Source organism: Bradyrhizobium sp. SK17 (genome assembly GCF_002831585.1).
Classification (GTDB): Bacteria; Pseudomonadota; Alphaproteobacteria; order Rhizobiales; family Xanthobacteraceae; genus Bradyrhizobium.
The window spans coordinates 2,599,471-2,615,962 of the sequence record NZ_CP025113.1; the positions used below are offsets into that span (position 1 = coordinate 2,599,471).

General features: G+C 65.7%; 17 protein-coding genes. 8 read left to right on the forward strand and 9 right to left on the reverse strand.

Going from position 1 to position 16,492, the window contains the following annotated elements; all coding sequences use genetic code 11:
• Positions 1 to 37 precede the first annotated feature (37 nt).
• Together CWS35_RS12125 and rpsU are read right to left on the reverse strand one after the other, a co-directional pair.
• Positions 38 to 697, reverse strand: coding sequence for a tetratricopeptide repeat protein (locus tag CWS35_RS12125; RefSeq protein ID WP_100952011.1), 660 nt, complete (start codon positions 695 to 697; stop codon positions 38 to 40).
• Positions 698 to 810: 113 nt separating this feature from the next.
• Positions 811 to 1,107, reverse strand: a complete 297-nt coding sequence (gene rpsU, locus CWS35_RS12130; RefSeq protein WP_024583698.1) for a 30S ribosomal protein S21 — start codon at positions 1,105 to 1,107, stop codon at positions 811 to 813.
• A gap of 264 nt (positions 1,108 to 1,371) precedes the next feature.
• Between rpsU and aqpZ the strand changes: the two genes are divergently transcribed.
• Positions 1,372 to 2,094, forward strand: a complete 723-nt coding sequence (gene aqpZ, locus CWS35_RS12135) for an aquaporin Z (RefSeq protein ID WP_100952012.1) — start codon at positions 1,372 to 1,374, stop codon at positions 2,092 to 2,094.
• A 69-nt stretch (positions 2,095 to 2,163) separates the two neighbouring features.
• Here aqpZ and CWS35_RS12140 read toward each other — a convergent pair whose 3' ends face one another.
• Both CWS35_RS12140 and purE read right to left on the reverse strand, forming a co-directional pair.
• Complete coding sequence (locus tag CWS35_RS12140) at positions 2,164 to 3,267, reverse strand: 5-(carboxyamino)imidazole ribonucleotide synthase (protein ID WP_100952013.1); 1,104 nt, start codon at positions 3,265 to 3,267, stop codon at positions 2,164 to 2,166.
• Positions 3,264 to 3,752 carry a 5-(carboxyamino)imidazole ribonucleotide mutase gene (gene purE, locus CWS35_RS12145; protein WP_100952014.1) on the reverse strand — a complete coding sequence of 163 codons (489 nt, stop codon included), beginning with the start codon at positions 3,750 to 3,752 and terminating at the stop codon, positions 3,264 to 3,266. The genes CWS35_RS12140 and purE overlap by 4 nt, the downstream gene beginning before the upstream one ends.
• Positions 3,753 to 3,897: 145 nt before the next feature.
• On the opposite strand from purE, the gene CWS35_RS12150 reads away from it, so the two are divergent.
• Positions 3,898 to 4,662, forward strand: a complete 765-nt coding sequence (locus CWS35_RS12150) for a GGDEF domain-containing protein (RefSeq protein WP_100952015.1) — start codon at positions 3,898 to 3,900, stop codon at positions 4,660 to 4,662.
• On the opposite strand, the gene CWS35_RS12155 is transcribed toward CWS35_RS12150, so the two are convergent.
• The 3 genes from CWS35_RS12155 to CWS35_RS12165 form a co-directional block, all read right to left on the reverse strand.
• The gene (locus CWS35_RS12155) at positions 4,659 to 4,910 is read right to left on the reverse strand and encodes a hypothetical protein (protein ID WP_024583703.1); all 252 of its coding nucleotides are present in this window, start codon (positions 4,908 to 4,910) and stop codon (positions 4,659 to 4,661) included. The genes CWS35_RS12150 and CWS35_RS12155 overlap by 4 nt on opposite strands.
• Positions 4,911 to 4,929: 19 nt before the next feature.
• Positions 4,930 to 5,139: a hypothetical protein gene (locus tag CWS35_RS12160; protein ID WP_024583704.1), complete on the reverse strand. Its 210-nt coding sequence runs from the start codon at positions 5,137 to 5,139 to the stop codon at positions 4,930 to 4,932.
• Between the two features lie 185 nt (positions 5,140 to 5,324).
• Positions 5,325 to 5,531 (reverse strand): YdcH family protein, encoded by a 207-nt coding sequence (locus CWS35_RS12165; protein ID WP_024583705.1) that lies wholly within the window; start codon positions 5,529 to 5,531, stop codon positions 5,325 to 5,327.
• Positions 5,532 to 5,771: 240 nt separating this feature from the next.
• Here CWS35_RS12165 and CWS35_RS12170 point away from each other — a divergent pair, with 240 nt between their 5' ends.
• A complete protein-coding gene (locus tag CWS35_RS12170; protein ID WP_024583706.1) occupies positions 5,772 to 5,957 on the forward strand; it encodes a YdcH family protein in 186 nt (61 codons plus the stop codon).
• 91 nt (positions 5,958 to 6,048) lie between these two features.
• Here the strand turns inward: CWS35_RS12170 and CWS35_RS12175 are convergent, their stop codons facing one another.
• Positions 6,049 to 7,164 (reverse strand): NAD(P)/FAD-dependent oxidoreductase, encoded by a 1,116-nt coding sequence (locus CWS35_RS12175; protein ID WP_371682867.1) that lies wholly within the window; start codon positions 7,162 to 7,164, stop codon positions 6,049 to 6,051.
• 245 nt (positions 7,165 to 7,409) lie between these two features.
• Between CWS35_RS12175 and CWS35_RS12180 the strand changes: the two genes are divergently transcribed.
• On the forward strand, positions 7,410 to 10,097 hold the full coding sequence (locus tag CWS35_RS12180) for an EAL domain-containing protein (RefSeq protein WP_100952017.1): 2,688 nt from the start codon (positions 7,410 to 7,412) through the stop codon (positions 10,095 to 10,097).
• 351 nt (positions 10,098 to 10,448) lie between these two features.
• On the forward strand, positions 10,449 to 11,972 hold the full coding sequence (locus CWS35_RS12185; protein ID WP_245438944.1) for an ABC-F family ATP-binding cassette domain-containing protein: 1,524 nt from the start codon (positions 10,449 to 10,451) through the stop codon (positions 11,970 to 11,972).
• 159 nt (positions 11,973 to 12,131) lie between these two features.
• On the opposite strand, the gene CWS35_RS12190 is transcribed toward CWS35_RS12185, so the two are convergent.
• Positions 12,132 to 13,361: a tetratricopeptide repeat protein gene (locus tag CWS35_RS12190; protein ID WP_100956274.1), complete on the reverse strand. Its 1,230-nt coding sequence runs from the start codon at positions 13,359 to 13,361 to the stop codon at positions 12,132 to 12,134.
• A 286-nt stretch (positions 13,362 to 13,647) separates the two neighbouring features.
• On the opposite strand from CWS35_RS12190, the gene CWS35_RS12195 reads away from it, so the two are divergent.
• The 3 genes from CWS35_RS12195 to CWS35_RS12205 are packed head-to-tail and all read left to right on the forward strand — an operon-like array spanning position 13,648 to position 16,483.
• Positions 13,648 to 14,757 (forward strand): ABC transporter ATP-binding protein, encoded by a 1,110-nt coding sequence (locus CWS35_RS12195; RefSeq protein WP_245439041.1) that lies wholly within the window; start codon positions 13,648 to 13,650, stop codon positions 14,755 to 14,757.
• Entirely contained in the window at positions 14,754 to 15,668 is a 915-nt protein-coding gene (locus CWS35_RS12200) for an ABC transporter permease (RefSeq protein WP_100952019.1), read from the forward strand. The genes CWS35_RS12195 and CWS35_RS12200 overlap by 4 nt, the downstream gene beginning before the upstream one ends.
• On the forward strand, positions 15,668 to 16,483 hold the full coding sequence (locus CWS35_RS12205; protein WP_100952020.1) for an ABC transporter permease: 816 nt from the start codon (positions 15,668 to 15,670) through the stop codon (positions 16,481 to 16,483). The genes CWS35_RS12200 and CWS35_RS12205 overlap by 1 nt, the downstream gene beginning before the upstream one ends.
• Positions 16,484 to 16,492 lie beyond the last annotated feature (9 nt).

Consider the following 16,492-nt stretch of genomic DNA (forward strand, 5'->3'; position numbering starts at 1 on the left):
GTTCGGAAAGCCGGTTTCCATCTTTCCGGATCGTGCTCTAGCCGCCGGTGCGGGCCAGCCCGTTGCGCGCGTTCCCGTCATTCGGCCGCAGCGCGAGCGCGCGACTGTAGGACGCCGCCGCCTTGGCTTTGTCGCCGAGCCGCTCGTAGGCCTGACCCCGCGCGGTCCACGCCGCAACGTTGTTGGGATCGGCCTGCACGGCTTCATCGAGGTCGGTGGCGGCTTCCTTGCCCCTGTCGAGTGCCAGGTAGCTCGTGGCGCGGCCGACCAGCGGCTCGGCCTTCTGGGGCGCCAGCCTGCTCGCCGCCGTGAAATCGTCGATCGCCTGCTGATGCTGGCCGCGGCCCTGATAGATCAGGGCACGGCCATACAGCGCCTGGATGTTGTAGGGATCGGCCGTCAGCGCCTGCTCGAACTCCGTCATCGCCTCATCGAGCTTGCCGGAATGCGCCAGCACCTGGCCACGCGTGACATGGTCCTTGGCGGTGCTGACGTCCTGCGGGGTGACCGCATCGGCGGCCGGCTTATCGGGGGTGGCAGCGGGCTTCGGCTTGTCGTCTGAGCCCCACGATCCCAGGTCGAAGGAGCAGCCCCCGAGCGGCAGACCGAGAACCACCGCGATGACGACGAGTTGCGCCGCGCGATGGCGTTGCGCTGATTTTTGGACGAGGGCGCGGGGGGCCGGAGCCTCCGTCATGCAAAATGCTCCAGCCGGTGATCTTGCATGGGTACCCCGGAACGCGGCCTGCTTCAAAACGACAACGCGGGCCCGGGGCCCGCGCTGTTAGGTATTCAGATCGGCAAAACGGTTCAGCGAGGGCCGCGACCAGCGCCTGCACCACCGGGACGGCCACCGCGATCGCCACCCGCACCAGCACCGAACACCGGCTTCGGCTTCATCGGCAGCAGGCCTTCGCGCTGCAGCTTCTTGCGCGCCAGCTTGCGCGCGCGGCGCACGGCTTCGGCCTTTTCGCGGGCCTTCTTCTCGGAGGGCTTTTCGTAGTGACCGCGGAGCTTCATCTCGCGGAAAATGCCCTCGCGCTGCATCTTCTTCTTCAGCGCCTTCAGGGCTTGGTCGACATTGTTATCGCGGACGAGAACCTGCACGCGGCATCCTCTTTTGAATTGATCGGTTCGGAATTCTGGCGAGGTGAAGGGGCGGCAAAGGCCTGCCTCTAAACCCTAGGCGCGCGCATGTACCAGACAAACGCGCGGATGTCCACCGGTCGAGTGACTTTCGGGCCTAGTAAAGCCACGAAATGCGGCGAAAATGCCTTTGTGCAGCCCTGATTTGGGTGGTTTGGCGCCAGGATCGAGGCCGCTCCCAGAGTTTTTGATAACTCCGGACATTGGAAATAGGGGAGATGCCACATGGATATGAAGAAATACGCTGCCGAACTGATCGGTACGTTCTGGCTCACATTCGCTGGCTGCGGCAGCGCTGTCATCGCGGCCGGCTTTCCGCAGGTCGGAATCGGCCTCGTCGGCGTGTCACTGGCGTTCGGGTTGAGCGTCGTCACCATGGCCTATGCCATCGGCCATATCTCGGGATGTCACCTCAATCCGGCCGTGACGGTCGGGCTCGCCGCGGGCGGGCGTTTTCCGGGCGGCCAGGTGCTGCCCTACATCATCGCGCAGGTCGCCGGCGCGATCATCGCGGCCTGGCTGCTCTATGTGATCGCCAGCGGCGCACCCGGCTTCGATGTCAGCAAGGGCTTCGCCTCCAACGGCTATGATGCGCATTCGCCGGGCCAGTACAGCATGGTGGTGTGCTTCATCACCGAAGTGGTGATGACCATGATGTTCCTGTTCATCATCATGGGATCGACCCATGGCAAGGCGCCGGCCGGCTTCGCGCCACTCGCGATCGGGCTCGCGCTGGTGATGATCCATCTCGTCAGCATTCCCGTCACCAACACCTCGGTGAACCCGGCGCGCAGCACCGGACCGGCGTTGTTCGTGGGCGGCTGGGCGCTGGGGCAGCTCTGGCTGTTCTGGGTTGCGCCCCTGATCGGCGGCGCGCTCGGCGGCGTGATCTATCGCTGGCTCAGCGACGAGCCCACCGGCATCGTCGCCGGCGTGAAGACGGCCTGATCGGCGAATGGGATCGTGCTCGCACGATCCCATTTCCATCGATCAAGCGAAGGCGGCTGCCGGTTGGAGCTACGGCTTGCGGGGCGGCGTCACCTCGGTGACGTGGCCCATCTTGCGGCCGGGACGCGGCGTGCCCTTGCCGTACAGATGCACGGTGGCGCCGGGAACGGCGAGCCACTGCTCGTAGCTCAGGATGTCGTCGCCAATCAGGTTGGTCATGGTGACCTCACCGTGGCGCACCGGCTTGCCGAGCGGCCAGCCGGCGATCGCGCGGATGTGCTGTTCGAACTGCGAGATCGAGGCGCCGTCGAGCGTCCAGTGACCGGAATTGTGCACGCGTGGTGCGATCTCGTTGACCAGCACCGTCGCGGTGCCGTTGCCGGGCACCACGAACATCTCGACCCCGAGCACGCCGACATAGTCGAGCGCCGCGGCGATCTTCTCGGCGATTGCCCGGGCCTGCGCGGCGAGCTCGTCGGGAATCGCAGCCGGTGCGCGGGAAATCTTCAATATGTGATCGCGGTGCTCGTTCTCGGTGACGTCGAAGCATTCGACCTCGCCCGACGCCGAGCGTGCCGCGATCACCGAGATTTCGCGCTCGAACGGCACGAAGGCCTCGAGGATGGCCGACTTGGTGCCGAGATCGTCCCAGACCTGGTCGAGGTCGTCGCCGGCGCGGATGATGGCCTGGCCCTTGCCATCATAACCGAAGCGGCGGGTCTTGATGACGGCAGGCAGGCCGATCCGTTCGATCGCGCTGCGTAGCGTGGCGACCGAGGAGACGTCGGCATAGGCGGCGGTGCCGATGCCGAGCTTGCTGACGAAATCCTTCTCGATCAGCCGGTCCTGCGTGGTCTCGAGGATCTTGTAGGCGGGCAGCACCGGGCGGCGTGCGGCCAGCACCATGGCAGTCGCGGCCGGCACGTTCTCGAACTCGTAGGTGACGACGTCGACGTCGTTGGCGAACAGTTCGAGCGCCTCGACATCGGCATATTCGGCGCAGGTCGCGTGCTGCACCACGTCGAAGGCCGGCGAATCCGGATCCGGTGAGAACACCTCGCAGCGCAGCCCAAGGCGCGCCGCGGCCATCGCCAGCATCCGGCCCAATTGGCCGCCGCCGAGGATTCCAATGGTGTCGCCCGGCTTCAGCTTCACTGGATGGGAAGCCGTCACGCCGAGCCCTCCGGTTGGTCCTTGACCGCGTCGGTCTGCTGCTTTCGCCAGGCCGCAAGCCGGGCCGACAAAGCGGGATCGTTCAGCGCGAGCACGCTCGCCGCGAGCAATGCGGCATTGATCGCGCCGGCTTTGCCGATCGCCAGCGTCCCGACCGGGATGCCGGCCGGCATCTGCACGATCGAATAGAGCGAATCGACGCCGGACAGCGCCTTGGATTCGACGGGAACTCCGAGCACCGGAAGCTCCGTCAGCGCAGCGGTCATGCCCGGCAGGTGCGCGGCACCACCGGCGCCGGCAATGATCACCTTGTGGCCGGCCGCCTTGGCGCCCTTGGCAAAGGCATAGAGCCGATCCGGGGTGCGGTGGGCCGAAACAATGCGCGTTTCGCAGGCAATACCGAGCGCGGCCAGCGTCTCGGCGGCGTGGCGCATGGTTTCCCAGTCGGACTGGCTTCCCATGATGATGGCGATCGGAGCGGTCATCTCTTCAATTCTGTGCAGGAATCCAAAAGCATAGGCCGATTATAGGGGCGGCCCGGGCGGCATCCAAGGCGTGGCAAGGGAGTTAGAATGCACTATCCTGTCTTGGTGAATCCCGGCAAGCCTTCATAAGCAGGCCTCAACAAGGATGCGCATGAAGAAGAAGACGACCGCGGCCGCGTCCGGGGCCGCAAAACGACGGAAAGGCGCAGCTCCCGTGCGCAAATCCGCACCCGGCAAGACTGGAACCAAGCAGACTGGAACCAAGCAGGCCGGAACCAAGCGGACTGGAACCAAGGCGGCTGGAGCGGAAGCTACCACGCGAGGTGCGGTCGCATCCGGCGACAAATCCACGATCCGCCGTCTGCGGGCGCAACTGGTGCGGGCCCAGGCCCGGATCGAGGAACTGCAAGCCTCCGCCGAGACCGACTTCCTGCTCGGCATCCTGAACCGCCGCGGTTTCGAGCGCGAGCTCATCCGCTCGCTCTCCTTCATCAAGCGCTATCAGGCCTCCGGCGCGCTGATCGTGCTCGACGTCGACCGCCTCAAGCCGATCAACGATGCGTTCGGACACGCAGCCGGTGACGCGGTGCTGAAGACGATCGTCGCAGCGATATCGGACCAGGTGCGCGCCTCCGATGTGATCGGCCGGCTCGGCGGTGACGAGTTCGCCGTGCTGCTGTGGAATCTCAGCGAGATCGATGCCCGCGCCAAGGCCGCCGCGCTGGAACAGGCGATCGATCAACTCGCCTTCGTATTCCGTGGCAACCGTGTCACCGCTGGCGCCTCCGCGGGCGTCGCGATCATCACCGCACATTCCGATATCGACCGCGTCCTCGATGAGGCCGACCGTGCGATGTATGTACGCAAGGCACAGCGGCGCCACGAACCTGGCGATCAATCCCAAGGCTAAAGCGCGCTCAGATCCTCCGGCACGTTGCCGTAGGCCCGCAGCAGCTTGGCGTCGCCGAATTCGCCGATCGCGGGGTCGCCGGTGCGGCTGAATGCGACGGCGCCGATGCTGCCGGGCATCCGCGACATCGTCTCGGCGCGGCGCAGCGCAATCGCCGAACTCTGGCATTCCTCGGCGTTGCCGGCGACCGGGGTGCCGTCGTCGTCCTGCATGAAAGGCAACGCGACGTAATAGGTGACATCGGCCATCGCTGTGCTCCCTGAGAAATCAGGCGGCGTCGCTCGCCGGCTGGGTCCGCGCCGGCACGCAGCCGGCGGTGATCGCGGCCTGCAATTCCTCCAGTTCGGCTTCGAGATATTCGTTGGCCATGATCAGGGCCTTGATGGTGCTACGCAGGTTGCCGTCGCACATCGCGATCGCCTGGTCGCAGGCCTTCTCGTAGCGGCTGTTGTCGGGCGGAGAAGGCGGAGCAGACATGGCGGGTTCCCTCTGATGGCTGGCGGCTGGATTAGTATGTTCTTATTTTGTTCCTTTGGAGTCAAGCGTCGAAAGCCGCGCGCGCGTCCATTGCCGCGAACGTGAAGCCGGCGTGGCGCTGTGGATGATGGGGAAAACCCCGGCCGACGTTGAACCGGCGGGTCGCCGAACCCAACAGGCGTGCGTCAGGCGATGATGTCGGGCGTGATCTGGTCTTCGATGAAGGCGATGCGATCGCGCAATTGCAGCTTCCGCTTCTTTAGGCGTTGCAGCATCAGGAGATCCGGCGCCGGCGACTGATGCAGCGCGTCGATCGCGGCATCGAGGTCGCGGTGCTCTTGTTGCAGACGCGCAAGCTCGGCAAGGAGTTCGCGCTCATCCTGATCGTTCATGGTTGTGTATTAACTGGTAAGCACGACGAGGTTGTTGCGGCCGAAGCAGCGGTTCGCCGGAATATCGTCCCTGTGCGCGCGCCGCGCAAGCCGGACTGGTTCCATAATCACATTTGGTTACAGATAAACCGAAATGCGTGCGTGCGGCATATCGCGTCCCCTATCGACAGCACCGCCCACTTGTGTACACTTATTGGTCCGGATCGAACCTGAGGTTTAACGCACCGAGGAGTGTTCGCAATGGCAATACAGGCCCATCTCGTTGAGTTGGAGCGTAAGCACAAAATACTCGAGAACGAACTGCACGAAGCGCTCGTTCACCCCTCCGTAGACGACCTGCATATTTGCGAGCTGAAGCGCCGCAAACTAATGGTCAAGGACCAGATCGAGCGGTTGAAGCTTTCCGCCGACGACACGGTCCACTAAGTCAGCCCCCCGCAAACTAGCGAATAGATTGGCCTTTCGCCGAGGGATGAACGCCGAAGCGCGCATCCCTCGGGGGCTATGCTGCATTTGCTCAGAGCCCCGCCAGATCGCCGACATGGTCGGCGACCGCGAGCGATGACGTCAGTCCGGGCGATTCGATCCCGAACAGGTTGATCAGGCCGGCGACGCCGTGGTCGGCCGGTCCCTGGATCAGGAAATCCTGGGTCGCGACCGCCGGCGGCACGATCTTGGGCCGGATTCCCGAATAGCTCGGCATCAGCGCGCCGTCCGGCAGGGTCGGCCAGTATCTCCGGATCGCCGGATAGAACCGCTCGGCCCGATCCGGATCGACGGCATAGTCGATGTGATCGATCCATTCGACGTCGGGACCGAACCTTGCCTGGCCGGCCATGTCGAGCGTCAGGTGCACGCCGAGCCCGCCCGGTTCCGGCACCGGATAGATCAGCCGCGAGAAGGGGGCTCGGGCGCTGCAACTGAAGTAGTTGCCTTTGGCCAGATAGGCCGTCGGTATCAGTTCGATCGGCATGCCTTCGATACCGCGCGCGACCGCGGTTGCACCCAGGCCCGCGGCATTGATCAGGAGATCGCAGGCGAGCGTCATCGGCGCCGCGCCGCCGGCCTCGACCTCGAACCCGTTTGCCGTGGCCCTGGCGTGGAGCAGCGGCGTATGGAAGGCGAATGCCGCGCCGGCCGCCTCGGCGTCGCCGCGCAGCGCCAGCATGTAGGCATGGCTGTCGATGATCCCGGTGGAGGGTGATAGCAGCGCCGCGTCGCAGTTCAGCGCCGGCTCCAGCGCGCGGGCTGCGTCGCCGGACAATACTTGCATGTCGTCGACGCCGTTGGCGGCGGCATGGGCCCGGATCGACTGTAGTTTCTCGGTCTCCGCGGGCGTGGTCGCGACGATCAGCTTGCCGCAATTCTTGTGCGGGACGCCGTGTTCGGCGCAGTAGCGGTAGAGCGCCCGCTTGCCGCTGACGCACATCCGCGCCATCAGGCTGCCGGCCTTGTAATAGATCCCGGCGTGGATCACCTCGCTGTTGCGCGACGAGGTCACGGTGCCGATCCCTTCGGCCTCCTCGATCACAATGACTTCGCGGCCGGCCTGTGCCAGCCGGCGCGCCACCGCGAGGCCGATCACCCCCGCACCGACGACCACGCAATCAACCTTGTCCATCTCGTCCTTCAGGTCCTGAAATTTCGCGCGGCCACCGGCTCGCCGTCGTGCGCCAGCATCGTTCTGCCGATCCGTTCGTTTTGGGCAAGTGGTTGGGCCATCTCAATTAGTCGGGGAGCCATGTCCTGTTAGCGGAGCATTAATCATGTCAGGGCAATTGCCGTAAATTGAGTCACATTTTCAGGTTGCGTTGGTGCCTGTTTACCCGATCCAAACCGCAGGAGCCGGACACTCGCCCCGAAATCCGCGGGTGATTGATGGCTGGCAGAAAGTGGCAGGCGGGCGGGAAGAATTCGATTCCGGCAAGGGTCGTCGTTTGCCTGGTTGCCGCTGTTGCGCCTGTCGCCACGGCCCGGGCCGCCTCCAATGCGTTCGCACCGTCGAGCTATCTCGGTGACCTCGATCCCGGCGTGGTCTGGGAGCTGTTGATCGGCAGCGTGGTGGTTGCCTCGTTCCTCGGCGCGATCGGGCTCTGGATCCTCTCGGCACTGCGCAAGGCCCGACGCGCCCAATTGCGGCGCAACGCCTTCGTCTCCTCGGCCCTCAATCATCTGAACCAGGGCGTGGTGATGACCGATGTGCGCGAGCGCATCGTATTTTGCAACGACCGCTATCTCGAGATCTACGGCCTGTCGCGCGCCGATATCAGGCGCAACATGACCGGCACCGAATTGCTGGAGCTGCGCCGCGACCGCGGTGTGCTCGACGTCAGCGCCGAGGATTTCTTTGCCAGGGCGGCGGCACCGGACGGGCTGGTCACGGAACTGCCGGGCGGCAGGTCGGTGCTGGTGAGATATTTTCCGCTGCCGAACGGCGGCTCGGTCGCGACCCATCTCGATTGCACCGACCAGCGCAAGCTGTCGCGCAAGCTCGCCTCGACCACGCAATTCCTGGAATCGGTGCTCGACAACGTTCCGGTCTGCGTTGCGGCCAAGAACATCGAGGACGGCCGCTACATCTTCGCCAACCGCGCATTCGAGCGGTTCTCCCGTTTCTCGCGCGACCACATCGTGGGCAAGCGTGCCGACGAGATCTTCCGACCCGAGACCGCGACCAGCATCGAGGCCGCCGACCGTGCGGCGCTGAATGCGCCGGAAGGCTATCATCGCAGCGAATTCGTGGTCGAACGCGGCTCGCAGAAGCGCGTCCTCGCGTCGAATCGGGTCGTTGCCCGCAACGAGACCGGCAAGCCGGAATTCCTGATCGCGCTGTTCGACGACGTCACCGACCGCCGCTCGCTGTCGCGCGAACTGGAGAACAGCAAGAAATTCCTCGAGCTCGTGGTCGACAACATCCCGGTCTCGCTGATCGTGCAGCGTGTCAGCGACGGCCGCTATCTGCTGGCCAACCGCAGCGCCGAGACGATCCTCAACCGCCGCCGCGAGGATGCCGCTGGCCTGACCGCCGCCGACATTTTCAACCAGCGCGAAGCCAAACTGATCATCGCCCGCGATGAGGCTGCGATCCGCAAGCGCAGCATGATCGCGGAGGAGCACCCGATCTCGACCAAGGATGGCCTGCGGCTGTTCCTGACCCGCCGCATGACCGTGCTCGACGACGCCGGCGAGCCGCAATACCTGATCAAGACCCATGAGGACGTCACCGACCGGCGCCAGACCGAGTCGCGGATGGCGCACATGGCCTATCATGACGGCCTGACCGACCTGCCGAACCGCGCTGCTTTCCTCCAGGCGCTGACCCAGATGATCGAAGCCTGCGCCGGCACCGACGAGGAGTTCGCCGTGCTCTGCGTCGACCTCGACGGGTTGAAGGAGATCAACGACGTCTATGGTCATGCGACCGGCGACAAGGTGTTGATCGAGGTCGCGCAGCGGCTGCAAGGTGCGGCGCGCGGTGGCGTGGTGGCGCGGCTGTCGGGCGACGAATTCGGCCTCATCATCGACGGCAAGCAGCCCGCCGCGGGCATCGCACTGGCCGAACAGGCGGCCGAGGCGCTCGGGCAGGACTTCGCGATCGACGGCAAGTCGGTGCGGACCGGCCTGACCACCGGCATCGCGGTGTTCCCGCACAACGGCTCCGACGCGGCCTCGCTGCTGGCCAATTCCGGCGCGGCGCTGTTCCGCGCCAAGGCGAAGTCGCGCGGTACGATCTCGCTGTTCGAGCCGGACATGGACCAGCAGATCCGCGATCGCCGCGTGCTGCACCAGGAGCTGTCGGTCGCGATCAAGAACGGCGAATTGTCGCTCTATTACCAGCCGCAGGCCGTCGCAGGCGCGAGCGTCGCGGCCAGCGAAATCATCGGCTTCGAGGCGTTGGCGCGCTGGCACCATCCGGTGCGCGGCTTCGTGCCGCCCGGCGACTTCATTCCGATCGCCGAGGAAAGCGGCCTGATCGTCGAGATGGGCGAATGGATCCTGCGCGAAGCCTGCCGGGAGGCCGCCTCATGGACGGTTCCGCTGCAGGTCGCGGTGAACCTGTCGCCGGCGCAATTCACCCATGGCGACCTCGTCGGCCTGGTCCATTCGATCCTGCTGGAGACCGGGCTCACCCCGGACCGGCTCGAACTCGAAATCACCGAAGGCGTGCTGATCGAGGATTTCGATCGTGGCCTGTCGCTGCTGCGGCGGCTGAAGGCGCTCGGCGTCCGCATCTCGATGGATGATTTCGGCAGCGGTTATTCCTCGCTGAGCTATCTGCAGGCGTTCCCGTTCGACAAGATCAAGATCGACCGCGCCTTCGTCATCAACCTCGGCCGCAACCCGCAATCGGCCGCGATCGTGCGCGCGGTGATCGATCTCGGCCACGGCCTCGAAATGTCGATCGTCGCCGAAGGCGTCGAGACCGAGGCGCAGCTTGGCTTCCTCTCCGAAGAAGGCTGCGACGCGGTACAGGGCTATCTGATCGGCCGGCCGGCCCCGATCGGCCAATTTGCCGCGCTGGTCGGCGGCGAGGCCCCCGCCGAAATCGTGCTCAAGGCCGGGTAGATTGGCCTGATCCGCCAGTCCGCGCTGGACCGATGCGCTTGCCATCCGCTCCGTCGGCCATTACATCATGGACCGTCAACATCGTTTCAGCCGAGAAAGGAGGGCTGCGTCGTGGCGACATTTCTCGATCACCACTTCAGGCGTGGCCCCGTCAACGCCCTGCAAATGCGTTTGCAGGGCTGACCGGAAACTCGCGTAAAATCTCTTCCTGGTCTGCCCTTCGTGGCCGTGCGGCATCGAACGTCTGAGCGTTCGTGCCTGTACATGAATCCCTCGCCGCGCTTCGACACACGCATCCGATGGCTGGACGCCTCGGGATGTCGTGATGGCCGGCAAGACCAGAGAACGATCGTGACCCTCCTCAATCTACGCAGTCTCGGCGTGACGCTGAACGCGCCGCTGTTTTCCGAACTGAACCTTGTCGTCAACGCCGGTGACCGGATCGGCCTCGTGGCCGCCAACGGGCGCGGCAAATCCACGCTGCTGCGCTGCATCGCCGGTGCGATGGAGCCGAACGAAGGCGACATCACCCGTGCCCGCGGATTGACCGTCGGCCATGTCGAGCAGGATGCGCCAGCGCGGCTGCTGGATGCACCGTTCCATGCCGCCGTGCTCGAAGCGCTGCCCGCCGAGCAGCGCGCCAGCGAAGGCTGGCGGGTCGACGTCGCCCTGCAATCGCTCGACGTGCCCGACGAGCTGTGGGAGAGGCCGCTGAAGCAGCTGAGCGGCGGCTGGCTTCGGTTTGCGCTGCTGGCGCGCACGCTGGTGACCGAGCCGGACCTGCTGCTGCTCGACGAGCCGACCAACCATCTCGACCTCGCCAAGATCAACAGGCTCGAAGCCTGGCTGAACACGCTGCCGCGCGAGATGCCGGTGGTGATCGCAAGCCATGATCGGGCTTTCCTCGACGCCGTCACCAACCGGACGCTGTTCCTGCGCCCGGAGCGCTCGCAGCTGTATGCGTTGCCCTACACCGCGGCGCGCGCGGCGGTCGATGAGTTCGATGCCTCCGACGAGCGGCGCTATCAGCGCGACATGAAGGCCGTCCGGCAGCTCCGGCAGCAGGCCGCGAAGCTCAACAACCTCGGTATCAACTCCGGCAGCGACCTGCTGCTGTCGAAGACCAAGCAGCTGAAGCAGCGCGCCGAGAAACTGGAGGAGGCGACGAAGCCCGCGCATGTCGAGCGCTCGGCGGGAACCATCAGGCTCGCCAATCGCGACACCCATGCCAAGGTTCTGGTCAGGCTCAACAACGCCGCGATCACAACGCCCGACGGCCGGCCGTTGTTCAGGACCGGCCAGCAGTTCATCTGCAAGGGTGACCGCATCGCGCTGCTGGGGCCGAACGGCGCCGGCAAGACGAGGTTCGTCGCGGCGCTGCGGCTGGCAATCGAGACCCCGGAGGCGGCAGCACCCGAGATCAGGGCCACCGAGTCATTGGTGCTCGGCTATTGCGACCAGGCGCTGGCCGACCTCACAGACAGCGACACGCCGATGCAGATGCTGACGCGGCGCTTCGAGGTCGGCGACCAGCGTGCGCGCGGCCTGCTCGCCGGCGCCGGTCTCTCGATCGAGATGCAGGGCCGTCCGATCGGGCGGCTATCGGGCGGCCAGAAGGCGCGCCTCGGCATGCTGGTGCTGCGGCTGACCCAGCCGAACTTCCATCTGCTCGACGAGCCGACCAACCATCTCGACATCGAGGGTCAGGAGACGCTGGAGGAGGAGCTGATGGAGCAGCAGGCCAGCTGCCTGTTGGTGTCGCATGACCGCCAGTTCGTGCGGTCGGTGGCCAACCGGTTCTGGGTGATCGAAGGCAGGAAGCTGGTCGAGGTCGATGGACCCGAACACTTCTTTGCCTCCGTCGGAGCTGGCTGACACACCGCCGCGGCTGCACGCGGCCAAAATATCGAAAACAACCCCATGCAAAGGCGGCGGCCGGCGTTCGACGAGTCAACTTGACACGTCGGGCAACTCAGGGATATATTTCCAATAATCAGAAATCGTGTGAAGAAACGGGAATAGCCGCGACAGCGGCTATTGCCGTGCCGCCTCCTGCGACCAGGCGAGGTCGCGCCGCGACGGCCGCCGATGCAGCCGTTCCGAGATCAGGCCGGTTGCTTGCCGGCCCTGGCCGGCGCGCAGGCATGCGACGATGAAAGTGTCTTCCCACAATTCACGTTGTGCGTGACTGCCGCCGATCCGCACCAGTTCCGGCATCAACGGCGCCAGGATGCGCACGGCGTTGTCATGATCGCCGGCCGCGAAGGCCGCAACGCCCCGGCCGAGCCCGATCGCGGCGGGGCCGGGCGCCAGCTTGCCATCGGCGTCGCGCGCCGCCATCTCGGCCAGCCGCGCCTCCAGCGCGTCACTATTGGTCGTGGCCGCGACCAGCGCGTGGTGCACGTCGGCGAAATGCGCGCCGGCCCTGGGGAAGTAGCCGTCGCCATAGGCGGCGACATCCTTCCAGTGCGCGTCGAGACCGGACTTGCCGGCGACCGACAGCCGCCACAGCAGCGAGGCCGTGTCGGTGTAGATATTGAGCGGCGGATAGGGCCGGTTGGCCGGCTTGATGTGCTGCTCGTAGATCTCGAGCGCACTGTCGGCATCACCTTCCTCGATCGCGATCAGAGCGAGGTGCCAGGCGAGATGGCCTTGCAGGAAGCTGGTGCGATCATTCGCCGGCAGCCACGCAGAGAGGAAGCTGCGGCCTTCCGCCGCGTCGCCCTGTTCGAACAGCGCGTGCGCCACCGCGTGCGCGGCGCCGGCATTCTCCGGCTTCAGCGCATAGCCGCGCTCTGTGACGGCGCGGCCCGAGACGAGGTCGCCGGCCTCGGTCTTCGACCAGCCGAGATAGGTGAGGAACCACCAGTCGTCGCCATAGTCGCCGGTGTAGCGTTCGCAGATCGTGAGCCGGGCCGCGTCGTGGTCGGACCGGCCGGAGAAGGCATAGAGGCCGAAGGCGCCGAGCAACAGCGAGAGGATCTGCGCATCGCGCGGATATTCGCTCAGATGCTGTTCGGCTGCCGTCATCGCCTTCTTGCCCTGGCCCTCGATCACCGACGCGATGATCTCGATGTGCTGACGCTCGCGTGGGCTCGTGGCCGCCGCGAGCCGCCGAGCATCGGCGGCCTTGGCGCGGGCCTGGGCGCCTTCCATGTTGAGCTGGTGGACGCGCGCGCGCCCCAGATGGGCGAGCGCGAAATCCGGGTCCTCGGCGATGGCTGCCTCGAACGCGGCATCGGCGCCGTGCAGCGCCGCCAGCATGCGATCGACGCCGTCGATGTAATGTGCAGCGGCGCGTTCCGAGCGCGTGGTGAGCGGCAGGCCGTAGCGGTCATGAATCATCGGTTGTCCTCCCGAGTTTGGCTGTGAAGTCTAGCAGAGGTGCGCGCGCCGACAATATTGCGGGAGATGTTCTTGAAGCGGTTGAGCCGCTGGCGATCCGCCGCTAGCTTGCGGCCATTGTCGAACCGGCGGGGAATCGGGGCTATTGGACGTGACATTGGACGAAGCGAGTGCGGAGGCGACGCGGCCGTTGCCCGAACCGGCCATGTCGGACATGCCGCTGCTGCGGATCGAGGGGGTCGCCAAATCGTTCGGAAATTTCCGCGCGGTCGACCAGCTCTCGCTCGATATCCGCGCCGGCGAGTTCTTCGCGCTGCTCGGCCCGAGCGGCTGCGGCAAGACCACGCTGCTGCGCATGCTCGCCGGCTTCGAGACCCCGGACGAGGGCCGCATCCTGCTCGGCGGCAGCGACATCGCCCAGGTGCTGCCGCACGAGCGGCCCGTCAACATGATGTTCCAGAACTATGCGCTGTTTCCGCATCTGTCGGTGCGCGACAACATCGCCTTCGGCCTGAAGCGTGCCGGCATGGCGCGCGCCGACATCGCGACCCGTGTCGCGGAGATGGTCGCGCTCGTCAAGCTCGAGGGGCTCGAGAAGCGCAAGCCCGACCAGCTCTCCGGCGGACAGCGGCAGCGCGTGGCGCTGGCGCGCTCGCTGGCCCGCCGGCCGCAGGTGCTGCTGCTCGACGAGCCGCTCGCCGCGCTCGACAAGAAGCTGCGCGAGAGCACGCAAGGCGAACTGATGGAGCTGCAACGCCGGCTTGGGATGACCTTTATCATCGTCACCCACGACCAGGAGGAGGCGATGACGATGGCCGGCCGCATCGGCGTGATGGACGCCGGCCGCCTGGTGCAGGTCGCCACCCCGCGAAATCTCTACGAGGCGCCGGCCTCGCGCTGGATCGCCGAGTTCGTCGGCGACATCAACCTGTTTAGCGGCCAGGTCGCCGCGCGCGAGAATGGACGTCTGACGGTCTCGACCGCGGAAGCCGGGACGCTCGCGGTCAGCGAGCTGTGGCCGCCGGTGACCAAGCAAGCCGTCAGCGTCGCGATCCGGCCGGAGAAGGTGAAGCTGTCGCGCCGCGCGCCGGCCTCGGATGAAGGTGGCTCGCATGCGATCAACCGGCTGGAGGGCGTCGTCAGTGACGTCAACTATCTCGGTGGCGTCACCAGCTATCGGGTGAGGCTGGAGACCGGCGCCGTGGTGCGCGCGTCGATGGCCAACACCGCGCGGCTCGATGTCGACGCCTATCTCGCCGGCCAGCGCGTGGTGGCGTGGTTCACCGCCGATGATTGCCTGGTGCTGGAGCAATGAGCGCGCGCCGCATCTTTGCCCGGCCGGCGCGGCTTGCCGCGATCGCGCCTTATCTCTGGATGGTGCTGTTCTTCCTGGTGCCGTTCGGCTTCGTGCTGAAGATCAGCCTGTCGCAGACCGCGATCGCGCAGCCGCCCTATACGCCGGTGTTCGATGTCACCGCCGGCCGCGCGGCATTGGCCGCAGCGTTCGCGCAATTGTCGTTCGACAATTTCCGGCTGCTGGTCCAGGACAATCTCTACATCCTGTCCTATCTGCGCAGCCTCGTCGTGGCGGTGAGCTCGACGCTGATCCTGCTGTTGATCGGCTACCCGATCGCCTATGGCATGGCGCGGCTGCCGCAACGCTGGCAGGGCGTCGCGATGATGCTGGTGATCGTGCCGTTCTGGACCTCGTTCCTGATCCGCATCTATGCCTGGATCAACATTTTGCAGCATGACGGCCTGCTCAACCAGGTTCTCCTCACGCTGCACATCGTCTCCGCGCCGGTGGTCTGGCTGTCGACCGACAGCGCGATGTATCTCGGTATCGTCTATTCTTACCTGCCGTTCATGATCCTGCCGCTCTATGCGACGCTCTCGAAGCTGGATGCCTCGCTGCTGGAGGCAGCCGGCGATCTCGGCGCCTCGCCGTTGCAGGCGTTCTGGCTGGTGACGTTCCCGCTGTCGCTGCCGGGCGTCGGCGCCGGCGCGCTGCTCTGCTTCATCCCGATCGTCGGCGAGTTCGTGATTCCCGACCTGCTCGCCGGCTCCAACTCGCTGATGATCGGGCAGACGCTGTGGCTCGAGTTCTTCACCAACAAGGATTGGCCGGTGGCGTCCGCCGCTGCGGTCGCGCTGTTGCTGCTGCTGGTGCCGCCGCTCGTGCTTTATGACCGCCTGCAACGGCGCCAACTCGAGGCAGGCCGTTGATGGCGCACACCGTCACCAGGCTCACCCGCTTCAACATGACGTCGCTGGCGTTGGGCTTGGCGTTTCTCTATCTGCCAATCGTGATCCTGGTGATCTACTCGTTCAATGCCTCGCGGCTGGTGACGGTGTGGGGCGGCTGGTCGCTGCGCTGGTACCAGGAGTTCTTCAACGACCGCGCCATGCTGGAGGCGGCCTGGATGAGCCTGTCGGTCGGCGCGGTGTCGGCGACGCTGGCGACCCTGCTCGGCACATTGGCGGCGGTCGGGCTGGCACGGGGCGAGCGGTTCCGCGGGCGGGCGCTGTTCTCGGGCATGCTGTATTCGCCGCTTGTGATGCCCGAGGTGATCTCCGGCCTGTCGCTGCTCTTGCTGTTCGTGGCGCTCAATGCGGAGCGCGGCTTCTGGACGGTGACGATCGCCCACACCACGCTGACGATGTGCTTCGTCACCGTCATCGTGCAGTCGCGCCTGTCGACGCTCGACCGCAGCCTGGAGGAAGCCGCGATGGACCTCGGCTGCGATCCGGTGCGCGCGTTCCTGATGGTGACGTTGCCGCTGATCGTGCCGGCGATCATCGCCGGCTGGATGCTCGCCTTCACGCTGTCGCTCGATGACGTCGTGATCGCGAGCTTCACCACCGGGCCTGGCTCGGCGACCTTGCCGATCCGGATCTACTCCGAAGTGCGGCTCGGCGTGAAGCCCGAGATCAACGCGATCTGCACTTTGGTGATCGCGCTGATCGCCGTGATCATCGTGGTGGCGTCGTTCGCCTCCAAAATCTCGAACGCGCGTGGCGAGAGCGCGGCGCCGCTGTAATCTCTTGTT

What these genes read in the sequence shown, in the direction of transcription:
- CWS35_RS12125 (WP_100952011.1), bottom strand. Translation starts at nt 697, where the DNA reads ATGACGGAGGCTCCGGCCCCCCGCGCCCTCGTCCAAAAATCAGCGCAA.
- aqpZ (WP_100952012.1), top strand. Translation starts at nt 1,372, where the DNA reads ATGGATATGAAGAAATACGCTGCCGAACTGATCGGTACGTTCTGGCTC.
- purE (WP_100952014.1), bottom strand. Translation starts at nt 3,752, where the DNA reads ATGACCGCTCCGATCGCCATCATCATGGGAAGCCAGTCCGACTGGGAA.
- CWS35_RS12150 (WP_100952015.1), top strand. Translation starts at nt 3,898, where the DNA reads ATGCGCATGAAGAAGAAGACGACCGCGGCCGCGTCCGGGGCCGCAAAA.
- CWS35_RS12155 (WP_024583703.1), bottom strand. Translation starts at nt 4,910, where the DNA reads ATGGCCGATGTCACCTATTACGTCGCGTTGCCTTTCATGCAGGACGAC.
- CWS35_RS12160 (WP_024583704.1), bottom strand. Translation starts at nt 5,139, where the DNA reads ATGTCTGCTCCGCCTTCTCCGCCCGACAACAGCCGCTACGAGAAGGCC.
- CWS35_RS12165 (WP_024583705.1), bottom strand. Translation starts at nt 5,531, where the DNA reads ATGAACGATCAGGATGAGCGCGAACTCCTTGCCGAGCTTGCGCGTCTG.
- CWS35_RS12170 (WP_024583706.1), top strand. Translation starts at nt 5,772, where the DNA reads ATGGCAATACAGGCCCATCTCGTTGAGTTGGAGCGTAAGCACAAAATA.
- CWS35_RS12180 (WP_100952017.1), top strand. Translation starts at nt 7,410, where the DNA reads ATGGCTGGCAGAAAGTGGCAGGCGGGCGGGAAGAATTCGATTCCGGCA.
- CWS35_RS12190 (WP_100956274.1), bottom strand. Translation starts at nt 13,361, where the DNA reads ATGCTGGCGGCGCTGCACGGCGCCGATGCCGCGTTCGAGGCAGCCATC.
- CWS35_RS12195 (WP_245439041.1), top strand. Translation starts at nt 13,648, where the DNA reads ATGTCGGACATGCCGCTGCTGCGGATCGAGGGGGTCGCCAAATCGTTC.
- CWS35_RS12200 (WP_100952019.1), top strand. Translation starts at nt 14,754, where the DNA reads ATGAGCGCGCGCCGCATCTTTGCCCGGCCGGCGCGGCTTGCCGCGATC.
- CWS35_RS12205 (WP_100952020.1), top strand. Translation starts at nt 15,668, where the DNA reads ATGGCGCACACCGTCACCAGGCTCACCCGCTTCAACATGACGTCGCTG.